General features: G+C 61.4%; 13 protein-coding genes. 3 read left to right on the top strand and 10 right to left on the bottom strand.

Features of this window, described 5'->3' with window-relative positions; translation table 11 throughout:
* Position 1: 1 nt before the first annotated feature.
* The 8 genes from ACIP21_RS09705 to ACIP21_RS09670 form a co-directional block, all read right to left on the bottom strand.
* Positions 2-826: a DUF6708 domain-containing protein gene (locus ACIP21_RS09705; RefSeq protein WP_400686803.1), complete on the bottom strand. Its 825-nt coding sequence runs from the start codon at positions 824-826 to the stop codon at positions 2-4.
* A 117-nt stretch (positions 827-943) separates the two neighbouring features.
* Positions 944-1,801: a DUF6708 domain-containing protein gene (locus tag ACIP21_RS09700; RefSeq protein WP_400686801.1), complete on the bottom strand. Its 858-nt coding sequence runs from the start codon at positions 1,799-1,801 to the stop codon at positions 944-946.
* The gene (locus ACIP21_RS09695) at positions 1,801-4,986 is read right to left on the bottom strand and encodes a T6SS effector BTH_I2691 family protein (RefSeq protein WP_400686799.1); all 3,186 of its coding nucleotides are present in this window, start codon (positions 4,984-4,986) and stop codon (positions 1,801-1,803) included. Before ACIP21_RS09695 ends, ACIP21_RS09700 begins: the two co-directional genes overlap by 1 nt.
* Complete coding sequence (locus tag ACIP21_RS09690) at positions 4,983-5,906, bottom strand: hypothetical protein (protein ID WP_400686797.1); 924 nt, start codon at positions 5,904-5,906, stop codon at positions 4,983-4,985. The genes ACIP21_RS09695 and ACIP21_RS09690 overlap by 4 nt, the downstream gene beginning before the upstream one ends.
* Positions 5,903-7,993: a type VI secretion system Vgr family protein gene (locus tag ACIP21_RS09685; protein ID WP_400686795.1), complete on the bottom strand. Its 2,091-nt coding sequence runs from the start codon at positions 7,991-7,993 to the stop codon at positions 5,903-5,905. The genes ACIP21_RS09690 and ACIP21_RS09685 overlap by 4 nt, the downstream gene beginning before the upstream one ends.
* A gap of 52 nt (positions 7,994-8,045) precedes the next feature.
* The gene (gene icmH / locus ACIP21_RS09680; protein WP_400686793.1) at positions 8,046-8,927 is read right to left on the bottom strand and encodes a type IVB secretion system protein IcmH/DotU; all 882 of its coding nucleotides are present in this window, start codon (positions 8,925-8,927) and stop codon (positions 8,046-8,048) included.
* 227 nt (positions 8,928-9,154) lie between these two features.
* A complete protein-coding gene (gene pncB / locus ACIP21_RS09675) occupies positions 9,155-10,354 on the bottom strand; it encodes a nicotinate phosphoribosyltransferase (protein ID WP_400686791.1) in 1,200 nt (399 codons plus the stop codon).
* Positions 10,351-11,001 (bottom strand): nicotinamidase, encoded by a 651-nt coding sequence (locus ACIP21_RS09670; RefSeq protein WP_400686789.1) that lies wholly within the window; start codon positions 10,999-11,001, stop codon positions 10,351-10,353. The genes pncB and ACIP21_RS09670 overlap by 4 nt, the downstream gene beginning before the upstream one ends.
* Before the next feature lie 140 nt (positions 11,002-11,141).
* On the opposite strand from ACIP21_RS09670, the gene ACIP21_RS09665 reads away from it, so the two are divergent.
* Complete coding sequence (locus ACIP21_RS09665) at positions 11,142-11,846, top strand: NrtR DNA-binding winged helix domain-containing protein (protein ID WP_400686787.1); 705 nt, start codon at positions 11,142-11,144, stop codon at positions 11,844-11,846.
* Positions 11,847-11,993: 147 nt separating this feature from the next.
* On the opposite strand, the gene ACIP21_RS09660 is transcribed toward ACIP21_RS09665, so the two are convergent.
* Together ACIP21_RS09660 and ACIP21_RS09655 are read right to left on the bottom strand one after the other, a co-directional pair.
* The gene (locus tag ACIP21_RS09660) at positions 11,994-12,923 is read right to left on the bottom strand and encodes a DMT family transporter (protein WP_400686785.1); all 930 of its coding nucleotides are present in this window, start codon (positions 12,921-12,923) and stop codon (positions 11,994-11,996) included.
* 295 nt (positions 12,924-13,218) lie between these two features.
* Positions 13,219-13,812: a cupin domain-containing protein gene (locus ACIP21_RS09655; RefSeq protein WP_400686783.1), complete on the bottom strand. Its 594-nt coding sequence runs from the start codon at positions 13,810-13,812 to the stop codon at positions 13,219-13,221.
* Positions 13,813-14,158: 346 nt separating this feature from the next.
* Here ACIP21_RS09655 and glnT point away from each other — a divergent pair, with 346 nt between their 5' ends.
* Together glnT and ACIP21_RS09645 are read left to right on the top strand one after the other, a co-directional pair.
* A complete protein-coding gene (glnT, locus tag ACIP21_RS09650; RefSeq protein ID WP_400686781.1) occupies positions 14,159-15,493 on the top strand; it encodes a type III glutamate--ammonia ligase in 1,335 nt (444 codons plus the stop codon).
* A gap of 66 nt (positions 15,494-15,559) precedes the next feature.
* Positions 15,560-16,465, top strand: a complete 906-nt coding sequence (locus tag ACIP21_RS09645; RefSeq protein WP_400686779.1) for a glutamine amidotransferase family protein — start codon at positions 15,560-15,562, stop codon at positions 16,463-16,465.
* Positions 16,466-16,489: the final 24 nt, after the last annotated feature.

Here is a 16,489-nt window from a genome sequence, read left to right as displayed (position 1 = left end):
ATTATTTTCCTGGGGGCGGGGCGGTGCGGGATTCGAGATCCATTTCGGCGGGCCATTTGACTTCGGGGGCCAAGCGATCGAAGGGATTGCGGAAAACTGCTTTCTCCACAAGGTTGGGAGTTGGGAACTCATCCCCGTTACTGGAGGGGGGGAGGACGTCGCGAAGTGCTTCTGGGCCTTGTTGCATGAAAAGTCTGACGATGGCCCAGCAGTGCTCCCCTTGCTCTATGTCGTCGGTAAAGAACACACGGTCGATTACTTCGTGGGTTCCAGGTTTGCAGATCGAGATTTTTACTTCTTCCTTGAGCCCACCGTAACCCATGGGAGCATAGATGCGGTATGCCTCGAGGGTGAGGTCATCCCAGTCGTAAGCCACGGGCTTCACGCCCCAGCTTTTTTTGCCGAATGGATTGAGGAGATTGAATCTGTACTGATAGAAGTAGACCTTTCGGCGTTGTCGATTGAATCGGATGGGTTCGTTTTTAGGGAAGCCGAGATCCATTCGGATGTGAGGGGCGAGGAGGCAGAACAGGAGTACGGAGAAGAGGATATATGTGAGAGCTCGTTTCAGTCCTGCCAAGTTTGGTTTAAGTGGGAAGTAATTTAATAAGTCGATTGCACCTGCTATAGCTATAAGGGATATCAGTGCGCCTGTAATGATCCATCCACCTCTGAGTATTAAAGTGACTCGGGAGAACTCGAGGTAATTTTCATTTATTTCAGTTAAAACACGGAGTGACTCTCTAACTCTGGGGTCAATGCTTGCTTGGGCGTTAGGGGCGGGTAGGTCGTATTTCCAACCTAGGCCTCGATCAGGTTCGTTCATCAGTTATTCTCCTGGAACGTGAGTTCGGCATAGGCTTCCGAGATGCTACGGTCCGGCTACTATGTAATGGTCAGGAAGGCTGACATGATATTGTGCCTTCCGGTATCTTGAGTTAACTCAATTTGGCCTGCAAAAATTATTGTCGTTTGATTGTTTTCCTGGGGTCGGTGCGGTGCGCGATTCGAGGTCCATTTCGGCGGGCCATTGGACTTCGGGGGCCAAGTGATCAAAGGGATTGCGGAAAACTGCTTTCACCGCAGGGTTGGGAGTTGGGATCTCATCCCCGTTACTGGAGTGGGGGAGGACGTCGCGAAGTGCTTCGGGACCTTGTTGCATGAAAAGTCTGACGATGGCCCAGCAATGCTCCCCTTGCTCTATGTCGTCGGTAAAGAACACGCGGTCGATTACTTCGTGGGTGCCAGGTTTGCAGATCGAGATCTTTACTTCTTCCTTGAGCCCGCCGTACCCCATGGGTGCATAGATGCGGTATGCCTCGAGGGTGAGGTCATCCCAGTCGTAAGCCACGGGCTTCACGCCCCAGTTTTTTTTGCCGAATGGATTGAGGAGGTTGAATCTGAACTGATAGAAGTAGACCTTTCGGCGCTGTCGGTTGAATCGGATGGGTTCGTTTTTAGGGAAGCCAAGATCCATTCGGATGGAAGGGGCCAGGAGAAGGAAGAAAAAGGCATGGAAGAAAATATCTAAAAAAAGTTCTTTCAGTCCTGCCAGATTTGGTTTGAGTGGGAAGTGGCCAAATAAACTGACTGGGCCGGTTAGAAACATAATTGATATCACCACGCCTATAACAATCCAGCCGCCTCTGAGTTTCAAGGTGGCTCGGGATAGCTCGAGGTAATTTTCATTCATGTCGGACAACACGCGGGGTGGCACTGTAGTGATAGAGTCAATGCTTGCTTCCGTGTTAGGGGAGGGTAGGTCGTATTTCCAACCTAGGCCTCGATCAGGTTCGTTCATCAGTTATTCTCCTGGAACGTGAGTTCGGCATAGGCCTCCGGGATGCTGCGGTCAGGCCAGTATGTAATGGTCAGGGAGGCTGACATGATATTGTGCCTCCCGGTATCTTGAGTTAACTCAATTTGGCCTGCAAAATTTATTGTCGATTGATTGTTCTCTGGTTGGAGAGGTTGAAGACTTTCGCTGATTTTCAAAGTCTCAAGTTTGTAGTCGATTTTGTTGGTGGCTTTCAATGGCTTTAGTGACGCTCGCCTGGCGTTGACGGGTCTGAGTATCGGTGGGAAATGTTGTTGTGATGTGATTACTTCACCGCCAACGTGATGCGGCGGGGCTCCATCGCCATGCCTATGGATCAGGAGACTCCATTGATAGCCCGCAGACGACCTGTTGAAATTTGGGAGCGCTAATCGAAACTTTAAAAAGCTCTGTAGGTCGATGGGTACCCCAATTTTAGTGTTGCTGAGGTTATTATCAATAACGGTATCGAATTTTAGCCCGCCTGTTATGCCCAGTGTCGCTGCGTTCAGCGCCGCAAGCGCGATGTCTGCGTGGTTTGGAGAATCCCAGTGTATGCGTGGTGTTTCGTTGGCATTACCGAAGTAACAACGCCTAGCCCATAGTTCCAAGGCGCTTGACTCGTTCTTTTCGGCCATTTTGTTCAGTATGTAAGCGACTAAGCTCGATATGATGGCGATTCCAATGGCTTTTAGAGCTAACGGATTGAACACTCCAACAACAGCAGCGGCAGCGGCAATAACATTAGCAGCTGAACCGACGAAATAATACTTGGCAGCCGTCGTATCTCCGGCTTTGTTGGTACGGTTGTAAGCAGTGATTGCCTGTGCTGCCTCAAAGAGGCCCGCGGCGGCATTAAGTACGCCGCCAATTCTGGCAATGCTACGACCAAGAGACATGTGATTGCTGGTGCTTGCCTTACGTGGCATCACAAGCCCAACCAACTCTATACCGCCGCCAATAATTCCCAGCTTGGCCCCATAGAGCGCCAGCATGGCTTCATCGGCCTTTGGCCCCATCGCCTCTTCCGCTTTTTTCAGGTTCTTGCCAAGGCTATCGTTCAATAAATACAGCCCGCCCAGGGATAGCAGCAACTCCCAGCCTTTTCCCGTTCCCCGCAACCCAGTGAAACTTTGACGCACCAACTGTGAAGCGTGCCCCGCACTGATCCTCATGCCATTCAGTGTCTTTCGCGCATCCAGCTCCAGCGTCCCCGCCGCAACTGTGATGTCCACCAACGCCATCTTCGTGGCATCGTTCAGTTGATCGACATTGAGCTTCATTTCCCTGGCCAATCGCTCGTGCAGTTCATGCGCCGTACCCTCGACCCAGACACTGACTTGAATCACGCTGTGCGCGACTTTCGGGTCGAGCACGGCCAGGCTCAACAGGCCGGTCTGGATGATCGGTTTGACCTTGCGGACTTCGTTCTGCACGCCCGCTTTCAGCTCGTCGAGGGACGGCATCATTTCTGCCCGCGCCTTGGCGAGTTTTTCGCTGGCACTGTTCTGCATTTCCCGCAAGTGTGCACTTTGCAGGGCGTAGTACTCGCCCAGCTTCATCTGCACCTGCAACTCGATCAGGTGCACACCGTTGTAGACCCGTTGGCTGGCACTGTTGAGGTGCCGCACGGCGTGCTGGATGCCGGGGGCGAGGTGCGCCTGCAGGCGCTGGCTGGCGGCATTGACCGAGCTCTGCAGTTCGGTGATGGCCTGCTTCAGGGAGTCGCGCAGCCGGAAACCGATGTCATCACTGGCGATTAGCTTGCTCAAGGCGGTGTAGAGCTTTTCGCTGTCATTCCATTGGGTCGGTTCGGTCTGCGAGAAGGTTGGCAAAAGCGCTGCCATCAGGGGCTGATCGCGTAGCAGCAGGGCACGGTAGGGCGGGCTGTTCGGGTCTTGCAGCCATTTCAGCCACAAGGCCTCGCTGGTGCCGGGAGCCGGGGGTGAGGGTTCGACGCTGGCGATGGGGGCTTCGGTGATACTGCCCGCGCAACAGGCTGCCATGGTCTTGCTGTAGGCGATACCCGATTCGCGGTTGCGGCCGTCGTAGTCGTGCCGTTCGATCAGCGCAAACAACGCGCTTTCGCAGAACTTCGCGTAGGCGCCGGCATGCCGGTCGATATAGGCCTGGAAGCGGGCTTCTTCCTGATCGTATTCAGCCTGGAACGCCGCACGTCGAGGTTCGTCGTAGCGTTCCTCAAGCTTTTCGTCGCTCTCCTGCTGGCTCATCTCGACAACCCGCTGGCGTTCCACTTCTGGATCGGTAAACACCGGCGGCCCATCGCCGGCCTGTGGCTCGAACGTCGGCACTTTCTGCGCGGCCTGCTCGCGCTGGGTAGCGCGGATGATCTGCAAGATCTGCGAAGTCTGCAGCTGGTAGGCACGCAGTGGGTCTTCGCGCCAGGCCTGGCGCTTGACCACCCAGTTCAGGCGCTGGTGGTTGAACTCCTGGACCAGGCCGACAGTGTCGTCGAGCACCACCGCCAGCACGCCGTTCTCCAGTTTGTGCCGGGCAATGGCGTTGACCAGGTAACCGCGCAGGGCGGTCTGGCGCAGGAAGCGGCTGTGGAAGCCGTGGGCGCTGTCGAACGGGCCATTGAGCTGCTGGGCGTATTCGAACACCTGGCGATCGACCTGGAGATTGTCCGGGGTCATGGCCAGGCCCAGCAGTTCGGGGTTGCTGCGCGCCTGGACCAGGTCCACTCCCTCGAAGCGCTGCGCAGGGTATTGGCCACTGCGGTAGGCCTGCAGCACGCTGACCGGCCAGGGATCGCTGGAGAACGCCAGCCAGGCCGAGCCGTAGGTATCGGTGTCGATGTTGAGAAAGGACGAGGGGATGTCGTGGTCCTCGTGCATGCAATGTTCAGGCAGCGAGGGCGGCGGGCCCGGGTTGGGTTCGTAGGGATTGAACTGGCGCAGGTGGCCTTGGGCGGTGACTTCGTAGGCGTGCCAGATGCGTTGGTCGAGTAGCACATAGAGGTAGCCGCTGCGCAGTGTGCGCAGGCCGATGCGGGTTTGCGTGGCGGGGTCGCTGCCGGGGCGGGTGTCGGGCACCACGGCCTGGCGCAGGGGGAGGATGGGCAGGCCCTGGCGTTGGCAGGCCTTGCAGGGGGTGAGGAGGAAATCGGTTTCGGCCATCAGGTTGGCGATATTCTGACTGAAGCTCATGGGTAGGCCTCTGATCGGGGCAGGGGGGCAATCAGGCGCTGCCAGGTCGAGTCGCAATAGCGTGCCAGCTGAGCGATCAGCGGGGTTTGCTGCTCAATGGCCGCATTGATCATGTCGCGTACGGCCTTGAGGGTGTGCAGTTGCGGATGCAGGCACAGCAGGTGCAGGGCTAGCGCTTCGATGTCTTCCTCAGCGCTCAGGCCGAGCTTGCGCGCATCGTTGATGTGATTGGAGGCACGTACCGCTGCGAATGGAGGCATCAAAGGCGCCTGGATCGTGCCAGGCAGCAGAGGTGATGTTTTCCAGATGGCAACTATCTTCTCGATTAGCGCGATGTCCCGCTGGACACTGATGGCGCCCGCAGGCAGGCCGCGTCTCGCGTGTGGCTGGCCTTTCAGCCCCGCCAGGCTGCCGCCGCTGGTCAGGAATACCCAGCGTTCGATCGGCCACCATGGCCCCTGCTCCACACGATCGAACAACGCAGCCAGCAGTTCCAGGCGTAACGGCTCGTACACCGGGTGGAAGGTGGTTGCCCCGGACGGGTCGGGCAAATGACACAGTGCGGCCAGGTGCGCAGCAATCGCCGAGAGGGGCGCCTCGCTGAGCAGCCAGCCGCAAACGTGACGCTTGCGCCGTCGCATGTCTTGCTCGGCAGCCTGCGCCGTCAGTTGCAGAATCGATGGGCAAGGTGAGCTGCCGGGAGAACTCAAGCATGCGAGCACCGGATGCAGATGTGGCGCACGGGGCAGGTCGGCCCGAGGCACCGGGGTCATCGCACGGTCACCCAATACCGGCTTCAGGTATGCAAGTAACGAATGTTCGCTTTTCTCAGGAATCGCAAGTGGGTCCAGCAGCACGTAACAGTACTGCTCTGGGCGACGGTGTTCGCTGATGAGCTTGAACAAGGCTTCGCTGTTCATCGGCCTGTTTCCTCGCAGCCGCCGCTGTCATTGGCAAGCAGATCCTGCTCCAGCGCATTTCCCGCCCCCTCCGAGGTCGCCTGGGTCGGGCCGAGCAGCGTGAGGGTCAGTCCGTTCAGGGTGATGCCTTGCTGATCCAGCACGATGCTGCCGCCGGGGCTTCTGAACTCGATGCGTTCACTGACCTGTAGCTGGTAGAGCGTGGTTTGCTGGTTTACGCCCCCGCCGATGTTGATGTGTTGTCGCCCTTTGACGAGCAGGTCGCTCTGCCCGCCGATTGCGATGTGGTGATTGGCGCCGGTGGTCTCCCGATGATCATTCTCGATCTGCTCGATCAGGTCGTGGCCTATCTCTACCTGGCAGGTTCGCCCGACCCGTTGGGTGCGGTCGCGGCCGGTATCCTGGGTCAGGTCGTTGCCCACCTTCAACTGCTCGTCATTGCCGACCTGCTCGACGCGGTTACGCCCGACCTGCGTGGTCTCATCGTGCTTGACCACGTTGTTCTGGTCGCGCTCGGCATGGATGAACACCTCCTGGCGCCCCAGTTCATCCTCGAAGCGCAGCTCGTTGAAGCCATCGCCCTTGTGGGTCTGGCTCTTGATGGTCATGCGCGTCTTGTGTTCGGGCAGGTCGTACGGCGGCAGCTGGTCGCCGCAGTAGGTGCGCCCGGTGATCATCGGCTGGTCGGGGTCGGCGTTGACGTACTGGATGATCACGTCCTGGCCAATGCGCGGGATGGCCATCGAGCCCCAGCTGCCGCCGGCCCAGCCTTGCGACACGCGCACCCAGCAGGAGCTGAATTCGTTGCTGTTGCTTTCCCGGTCCCAGGGGAAGCTGACCTTGACCCGGCCCCACTGGTCGCAAAAGATTTCCTCGCCGGGCGGGCCGACCACGGTGGCCATGTGCGGGCCGTCGACGCGCGGGCGGGGCAGGGGGGCGGGGCGCCATTCGGCCATGCCCGGGACCAGCACCGCGCTCTGCTCGTAGTGGGTGCCTTGCTTGGCGTCGGCGCAGGCGTCCTGCAGGCTGGTGAACTGGCTGCCCTCGTGCCTGACCCGGGTCACCCGCCAGAGCACGTTGCGGTCCTCGCGCGGGTGGCCGGTAAGGGTAAAGGCCTGGCCGGGCTGCAGGCGCACGTCGTCACCGGTCACTTCGGCGATGCGCGCATCGTGGCGCAGGCCGGTGAGGCGGGTTTCGGTGAAGGGGATGCCGACCGCCTCGCGCTTGTAGCGCCCCGGGTAGTCGAAGCGCTCGTAGTCCTTGGATTGGTGCACCTCGCCCATGACGTCGGCGCGCTGGTCGAGGCGATAGGCGGGGTGGGTGAAGGTGTAGTCGCGCTGGGCCTGGCGGGCGGTGCGCACGTTCTCGCTGTAGTGCAGGCGCCACAGGCAGGGCCTGGCCTGGTCGCCGCCGCTGTTGTGGTGGTACAGCACGTGGTTGCGGCCGATGTCGTCTTCGGCTTCGGCCTCGAAGAAACCTTCGTCCTCGTCTTCGTGCTCGATCGTGCCGCGGCTGATCAGCCCGAGCGACAGCAGGCGGTCGGTGATCAGCAGCTTGTGTTCCTTGGCGCTGTGCTCGAAGCCGTAGACGAAGCCTTCCTCGCCGGCGAGGCGGGCGATGAAGGCGAGGTCGGTTTCGCCGGCCTGGACGCAGAATTCGCGGACTTGGTGATCGAAACTGCTGCCCAGTTCGTAGCGCAGGATGCCCTGGCGCTCGAGCATCAGTTCGAGGATCTGCGGGACGGTTTTCTGCTGGAAGATGCGCCAGTTCGAACGCAGCCCCGCGCGGGCCAGCTGGGGCTCGACGACGGCGTGGTAATGGGTGCGGTGAAAGCCGCTGTCGCCCTGGCGGAAGCTGCTGACCAGGCCGTGCACGTAGCGCACCGGGCGATCGCCGTTGTAGATCGTGAACAGGGCGGGCTTGTCGAGCAACTGGCCGAAATCGATGTCGTCGTCGAAGCTGATGAGCTCCAGTTTCAGCTGGAAGGGTTCGCTCAGGGCTTCCAGCAGTTCGAACGACACCACCTCGAGGTCGATGCGCGCGGCCAGGGGTTCGAAGCTGTAACGCAGATCGGACTGTCTAGGCATGTTGGCTCCAGAAACGATGTGCTAAGGCAGGGCATTTCAGGCAAGCGCAGAGTTACTGCTGCAAGATGCGGTTGAGCGAATCCAGCACTTCGCCAGTGATCAGTTGCAGGCGCCAACTGTAGTAACCGTACAGCGCCGCAATAACACCGGCGGCAATCAATATCGGGCTCCACCATGGCCACAAACGCCGCATGCGGAATTTGTGCGGCGCCACATTGTTCGACGCATCCTGAAATAGCGCCGGCAAAGGGCCGCGCAACTCGCGGATGCTTTTGTGCAATCGGGTGATGTGGGCTTGCAGCGCGGTGTCGCCATCGGGTGCGAGTGCGTACTTGCCCTTCAGGCCCATGCACAAGACCAGGTAAATGAACTCCAGCACGTCCTTGAATCGTTTGGGCTCTTGTTCCATTCGGGCCAGCAGGGTGAAAATTTTTTCGCCGCCATGGGTGTCGCCGTGAAATTCCCCCAACATCGATCGATGGCTCCACAGTGAATGCCTGCCCCATGGTCTGCGCATCACGGTTTCATCGAGGAACAGACACAGCGCGTACGAGTAGGCAGAAACCTGCGCGGGCTCATAGCGAAGCTGGTTCATTTCCGCCACGAGGTTATCGATGCTGATGTGCACCCGGCGATGCAGTTCAGCCATGTCGTCGAGCTTTTCCAGCGTGTCCAGGCGCATCGCCAGCCCGATCAGAGGCATGGCTGCGCCGCACATGGGGTTCATGAATTTGCTACGCAGCTGGAAATCGGGATCGCCTGGGTAGTCTTCGGGAATGGCCGAAAATTCGGGAAGGCTTTCTGATGAGTGATGAGAAGGGGGGACGCTCCATGCCGAAGATTCGAGCATGGACTTGGCGTTGTATTCGTTTATCTGGTGATTGGCACTTGCCGTAGTGGCATTCTTGTTGTCTGAATCATTCTGCCTGGGCATTGGAATTCCTCTTTCCCCGTCTGCGGCATGGACATGCCGGCCAACGGTGCATTAGTGTTCGGACTCGTTTAAGCCAGGCCTCGAACACTAAAGGGGAATCAATTCTTAGAGGAGTTCTCCAGTTCCTAAATCATTGTAGGAGTTTTCACTTTGCCCCCCGCTTCTCAAACCTGCGCAGACTCACTGGAGACGCAGGTCTACCCGCGAAGAGCTCCGTACCGGTGACTTCAATTCACCTTGAACACATGCTTCAAATAAGCCACAAAATTCTCATCCCGGCACTGCGTCTTCCCCGGGCTATCGGAAATCTTCGCCACCGGTGCCCCATTGCACCCGGTCATCTTGATCACGATATTCATCGGCTCCACCCCGGGAATATCGCAGGTCAGCCGCGTGCCGATGCCAAAGCTGACATTGATCCGCGCGTGCAAGGCCCGGTACAGCTCAAGCGCCTTGGCGAAGTCGAGCCCATCGGAAAAGATCAGCGTCTTGCCCTTCGGGTCGATCCCCAGCCGTTCATAGTGGGCGATCGCTTTCTCCGCCCACAGCAGCGGATCTCCCGAGTCGTGCCGCAGCCCGTCGAATAGCTTGGCGAAGTACAGATCAAAATCGCCCATGAACGCGTCCATGGTGATGCAGTCGGTCAACGCGATGCCCAGCAACCCGCGGTATTCCCGCACCCAGCATTCCAGCGCCGCGGCCTGGCTGTCGACCAGGCGCGGGCCGAGCTGCTGGTGGGCCATGAACCATTCGTGGGCCATGGTGCCGATCGGCTTGAGGTCGTACTCGCGGGCCAGGTGCACGTTGCTGGTGCCGACGAAACGGCCGGGGAAGTCGCGCTTTAGAATGTGCACGACTTCTTCCTGCACCCGGTAGGAAAAGCGCCGGCGTGTGCCGAAGTCGGCCAGCTGGACGCCGGCCAGCTCGTCGGCACTGGCTTCGGCCTTGAGCCAGTCCAGCTTCTGGTACAGGCGTTCGCCGACCTGTTCGATCACCACGTCACGATAGCGGTAGCGGTTGCGCACCTCGCTGATGATCGCCAGCAACGGGATCTCGTAGAGGATCACGTGCAGCCACGGGCCGCGCACGCGGATCGCCAACTGCCCCGAGTCGTCCAGGCCGATCTGCACGTAGCGCAGGTTGAAGCGGAACAGGCTGAGGAAGCGGATGAAGTCTGGCTTGATGAACGGGATCTTCTCCAGGTAGGCCAGCTGGTCGTGGGTGATGCTGACGTCGGCCAGCTGTTCGACCTGGTAGCGGATCTCTGCCAGGTAAGGGGAGAGGTCTTCGCCGTTGCGGCAACGGAACTCCCATTCCACCTCGGCGTTGGGGTAGTTGTGCAGCACCGCCTGCATCATGGTGATCTTGTAGAAATCGGTGTCCAGCAGGTTCTGGATGATCCGTGGGCCGAAAACGCTGTCGCTCATGGGCGGTCTTCCTTGATCCGTGAAAGCTGGTAGTCGAGTGCGGCCTCGTCGCCGCAGAGGATCACCCCTTCGGCGGCCAGTGCGCCGCAGGCGCTGATCGCGCCTTCCTGGGTCAGGGCGCGGCAGGCCGGCAGGTACAGCAGCACCGGGAAGCCGGCGCGACGCAGTTGCAGGGCAGTGGTCTTGACGCAGTAGTCCAACGCCAGGCCGCCGACGATCACCGCGCCCACCTGCTGCACCGTGAGGTATTCGATGACCCCGGTGGAGCGGCGTTCGGCCAGGTCGTGATAGCAGGCGCCATAGGGGTGCAGGTCGGGCTCGACGCCTTTCCAGACGAAAAAGTCGTAGTCGATCGGGGCGGGCAGGCCGGGCAGCAGTTCGAAGCCCGGGGTGCCGGGGACGCAGTGGCTGACCCAGGTCAGGTCGGCGTTGGCCAGGGCCAGCGGCTGCAGCATCTGCGCAGGTTCCCCGACCACCCACGCGGCGTTGGCCGGGTGCGCGTCCTTGCTGCCCAGGCGCAGGTCGGCGCGTTGGGCCATGGCGTTGAGGTCCGGGGCGATCTCGTTGCCCTCAGGCACCGGCAACTCCTGGGGCGCGTTGCGGGTGAAGCCGTTCTGCGCGTCGACATCGAAACTGGCGATCTTCATGGCGGGTCTCCTCGCTGGAATGGCTATATAATTCACCTGGTGCATTAAGTGTGTCAAGTGGCATTTTCCACGGGTTTTCTGCTTGATCTATTTAGATGCTCTGGTGGAATATGGCCGCGTTGAAGAACAAGGAGTTCCCGGTGAGTACAGTCGAAGTCCTGGCCAGTGTCGATATCGTCGCCCTGCGCCTGGCCCCGGATGCCCAGCATCTGCAAGTGTTGTTGCACCGTCGTGAGCGTGAGCCGCATATCGGCCAGTGGGCCTTGCCTGGCGTCATCGTCAACGGCCGCACCCCGGATACCAGCCTGGAGTGTGCCGCCGGGCGAGCCCTGGGCGAGAAGGCCAAGGTGCTGCCGCGCCATCTGGAACAGGTTGGGACCGAAGGCAATGCCTTCCGCGACCCGCGCGGCTGGTCGTTGAGTACCTATTACCTGGCCTTGCTCGACCCGCAGCAGCAGGTCGAGGGTGACCAGCTGGCGTTTTTCGACCTGGACAGTGTGGTGGAGCGCAGGGTGCTGCTGCCGTTCGATCACAACCTGCTGGTCGAACGCGCCCGCGAGCGGCTGGCGGCCAAGACCGTGTACAGCAGCCTGCCGCTGTGCCTGCTGGCGCAGAAGTTCACTGTGCTCGATGCGTTGGGGGCGGTGCAGGCGTGCCTGGGGCAGGCGGTGAACAACACCTCGCTGCGCAAGCGCCTGGAGCGCCTGCGCGAGCTGGGGTGGGTGAGGGATACCGGGGAGAAGAACCAGCCGCGGCTGGGGCGGCCGCAGCAGTTGTATCAGTACACGCCGCAGGGGGAGCGGGTGTTCATGTTCGACCGCAGCTTGTTGCCTGAGGGTGCCTAACTGCCACAGATTAGCCGCGCGTAACCTGTGGGAGCGGGCTTGCCCGCGAAGCAGTCACTGCGGAGGCTGGCACGGGCTTCGCCCGTGTTCGCGGGCAAGCCCGCTCCCACAGGGAGTGCGCCAGTTTCTGGATATGGAGCATACAGGTCAGTGCGCGCAGCGGCTGGTATCGCCTCCCTCGGCCGGGGCCTTGCGCGCTGCGGCAAGAATGGTCGCCAGCACGATCAGCGCAGCACCCGCCGCCATGCGCAGGCTCGGCTGGTCGCCGAACAGCCACCACGCGCCAAGGATCGCGTACACCGGCTCCAGCGCGATGATCATGCCGGCGGTGCGCGCCTCCAGCCCTTCCAGGCTCTTGACGAACAGGAACTGCGACAGCCCGGTGCAGAATACCCCCAGCAGCGCCAGGTTGATCCAGTCGTTGCCCCCCAGGCTGGTGCTGCCCAGGTGGGTGAAGGCGAACGGTGCCACCAGCGCGGCCACCACCACGTTCTGCCAGAACGCCACCTGCATCGCGTTCATGCCCGAGGCATTGCGGCGGTTGGCCACGGTCAGCAGGGCGAACGCCAGGCCCGAGCCCAGGCCCCAGAGCAGGCCGACCGTGCCCTTGTCGAGCAGGTCGAAGGTCGGCACCACCAGCACCAGGCCGGCGGTCACCATCAGCAGCAGCAAGCCCTGCACGGCACCGATACGCTGGCCGAACACGCCGCGCTCGATCATCGCGATGAAGGCCGGGAAGCTGGCGAAACCAAGGGTGGCCACGGCCACGCCGCCGACTTTCACCGCAATGAAGAAGGTCACCCAGTGGGTCGCCAGCAGCGCGCCGGTCAGGCCCAGCACCGGCAGGTTGCGCAGGGTCAGCGCGTCCAGCAGGCGAGTGCCCTTGAGCCCGGCGACGAAGCCCAGGGCGATGAAGGCGAAGGTGGCACGGCCGAAGGTGATGATGCTGGCGTCGGCCTCGATCAGGTGACCGAGGATACCGGTCAGGCCGAACAGCACAGCGGCGATGTGGGCAACGCACAGGGCGTTACGGTGGCCGGTGGCAGCACCGGCTACGGGGATTGAAGTCGCGATCATGGCAGTCAAGTCTTCACAATGTGGCGCGCGCAAACACTCCCGATCGGCGCGACGCGGGTCTTTGATTCTGGGAGTTTTATCGTTATGAGCCCGGACGAACTGCCCGGTGCAAAAAGGCGCCACAGCGTTGGAATTGTGAAGCGAGGCTGTTTTACTCGCGAATACCACGTCGACCAGCCCACGGCGCGGGGCTGGTCGATGTGTGTATTATTTTTGTAGACACAAATCCGAAGCCGATCGCGGGCGACGTGTGCTTGTCTGATCGCGACATCGGTTATTGCCTTGCAGCGCCTTCTTATTCCTCGCCGTAATTCATGATCGACAACAGGCGGATCGGCACCTGCACCAGCTGCTCGGGGCCGTGCGGGGTCTCGCCGTCGAAGGTCAGGCTGTCGCCGGCGTGCAGGTGGTAGAGCTGGTTGCCGTGGCGATACACCAGTTCACCCTCGAGCAAGTGGAGGAACTCGGTGCCGGGGTGGGCGAAGGTCGGGAATTCTTCGCTGGCGTCGTCCATGCTCACCATGTAGGCCTCGAAATGCTTCTTCGGGCCCCTGGCGTGATTGAGCAAATGGTAGGTGTGGCCCTTGTCGGTGCCGCGGCGCACCACCTCCAGGCCATCGCCGGCCTTGACCAGCAGGGCGTTGCCATCGGGCTGGTCGTATTGGCTGAACAGCTTGGCCATGGGCATGCCCAGCACGTCGCACAGGCGGCTCAAGGTGTCGAGGCTGGTGGACACCTGGGCGTTCTCGATCTTGCTCAACATGCCCTGGCTGATGCCGGCGATGCGCGCCACGTCGGCGAGCTTGAGGGACTGGGCCTGGCGCTGGCGCTTGATCTGCAGGCCCAGGTATTGCTCCAGGCGAAGGCGCGGTTCGGTTTCGGTCGGCATCGAATGTCCTGCACGGTTTCAGTTCAAGAATTAATATTTCGCACTGGGAAAGTGCGAAAGGCGGCTGCGTGGGTCGCCGTTTTCCTCGGGTGAAAACAAGTTTCCCATATATACAGCAGAAAAACCTGCCGGAGTTGTGTGCCAGCTGTGCCGGCCTCTTCGCGGCCAAAGCCGCCCCCACAGGGGATTGCACGCGCCCTGTAGGAGCGGCTTTAGCCGCGAAGAGGCCGGCACAGGCAGCACAACAGCATCGCCCTGAACAGAATTGGCAAGCGCATTGCATTCCTGATAGGAAACTAAATTTCTCATGCGGAATTAGTGCCCCTCACCCAGGAGTGATCGCCCCATGTTGCCAGCAGAAACCCAGCGCACCCTCGATCAGCACGGCATCAAGTACGTGCTGGCGCAGTTCGTCGATATCCACGGTTCGGCGAAGACCAAGTCGGTGCCGGTATCGGGCCTCAAGATGGTGGCAGAAGAGGGGGCCGGCTTTGCCGGGTTCGCCATCTGCGGCATGGGCATGGAACCCCACGGCCCGGATTTCATGGCCCGCGGCGACCTCTCCACGTTGATCCCGGTGCCGTGGCAGCCGGGCTATGGCCGGGTGGTGTGCGTCGGCCACGTCAACGGCCAGCCCTGGCCCTACGACAGCCGCTACGTCCTGCAACGGCAGGTGCAGCGCCTGGCCGACAAGGGCTGGACCCTGAACACCGGCCTCGAGCCCGAGTTCAGCCTGTTCCGCCGCGACGAAGCCGGCAAGCTGCAACTGGTGGACGCCTCCGACAACCTCGACAAGCCCTGCTACGACTACAAGGGCCTGTCGCGCTCGCGACTGTTCCTCGAACGCCTCACCGAGGCCCTGCAGCCGGTCGGTTTCGACATCTACCAGATCGACCACGAGGACGCCAACGGCCAGTTCGAAATCAACTACACCTACAGCGATGCCATGGAGTCGGCCGACCGCTTCACCTTCTTCCGCATGGCCGCCGGCGAGATCGCCAACGACCTGGGGATGATCTGCTCGTTCATGCCCAAGCCCGACCCCAAGCGGGCCGGCAATGGCATGCACTTCCACCTGTCGTTGGCCAGCAGCACCCACAAGAACCTGTTCCATGACCCGTCCGACAGCAGCGGCATGGGGCTGTCCCGGCTCGCCTACCATTTCGCCGCTGGCCTCCTGGCCCACGGCCCGGCCTTGTGCGCCTTCGCCGCGCCCACGGTCAACTCGTACAAGCGCCTGGTCGTCGGCCGTTCGCTGTCCGGCGCTACATGGGCCCCGGCGTTCGTCGCCTACGGTGCCAACAACCGTTCGGCAATGGTGCGCATCCCCTACGGGCGCCTGGAGTTTCGCCTGCCGGACGCCGGCTGCAACCCGTACCTGGTCACCGCCGCGATCATTGCCGCCGGCCTCGACGGCATCGACCGCCAGTTGGAGCCGGGCGAGATGTGCAACGAGAACCTCTACAACCTGAGCCTGGAAGAGATCGCCGCGCGCGGCATCAAGACCTTGCCGCAGTCGCTCAAGGAGGCCGTCGATGCCCTCGAGGCCGACCCGCTGCTGCGCGAGGTGCTTGGCGCCGAGATCGTCGACGAGTTCATCAAGCTCAAGCGCATGGAGTGGGTGGAGTACTGCCGCCACGTTTCCGACTGGGAGATCCAGCGCTACACCGAATTCTTCTGACCGCCAACGCCATCCCGGGGCAGCGGTAAAAGCAGCGGCTGCCCACTGCCTAGAAGGAGTAACACCATGTGTGGAATCGTAGGTCTGTACCTCAAGAAACCGGAGCTCGAAGCCCAGCTCGGCAAGCTTTTCGAGCCCATGCTGCAAGCCATGACCGACCGTGGCCCGGACAGCGCCGGTTTTGCCATCTACGGCGACGAAGTGGCCGACGGCTGGGTCAAGCTGACCTTGCAGGCCACCACCCCCGATTACCCCTGGGCGGCCCTGATGGGCCAGCTGGAAGGGCGCCTGGGCTGCGCGCTGGACGGGTTCCAGAACGCCAGCGCCGCCGTGCTCAAGGTGCACACCACGGAGGCCGCCGCCCGTGAGGCGCTGGCCGAGCTGGCCCCCGAACTGCGCATCATGAGCGCCGGGCAGAGCATCGAGATCCTCAAGGGCATGGGCCTGCCAGCGGAAATCTCCAGCCGCTTCGGCCTGGCCGGCATGCGCGGCAGCCACATCATCGGCCACACCCGCATGGCCACGGAAAGCGCCGTGACGATGGAAGGCAGCCACCCGTTCTCCACCGGCGCCGACCTGTGCCTGGTGCACAACGGCTCGCTGTCCAACCACTTCCGCCTGCGCCAGGCACTCCAGCGCGAAGGCATCACCTTCGAGACCGACAACGACACGGAAGTCGCCGCCGGCTACCTGACCTGGCGCCTGCGGCAGGGCGACAGCCTGGCCCAGGCCCTGGACGGCGCGCTGCAGGACCTGGACGGCTTCTTCACCTTCGCCATTGGCACCCGCAACGGCTTTGCCGTGATCCGCGACCCGATCGCCTGCAAGCCGGCGGTGCTGGCCGAGACCGACGACTACGTGGCCATGGCTTCCGAGTACCAGGCCCTGGCCAGCCTGCCGGGCATCGACAAGGCCAAGGTCTGGGAACCGGCGCCGGCCACCCTGTATGTCTGGGAACGCGAAAGCGCCTGACGCCACCGAATCAGCGGAGACACT

Origin of the sequence: Pseudomonas sp. NPDC089401, from assembly GCF_044749485.1 — a bacterium.
Lineage (GTDB): Bacteria > Pseudomonadota > Gammaproteobacteria > Pseudomonadales > Pseudomonadaceae > Aquipseudomonas.
The sequence above is the reverse complement of the archived record's forward strand: the minus strand, read 5'-3'. Positions and strand labels throughout refer to the sequence as shown.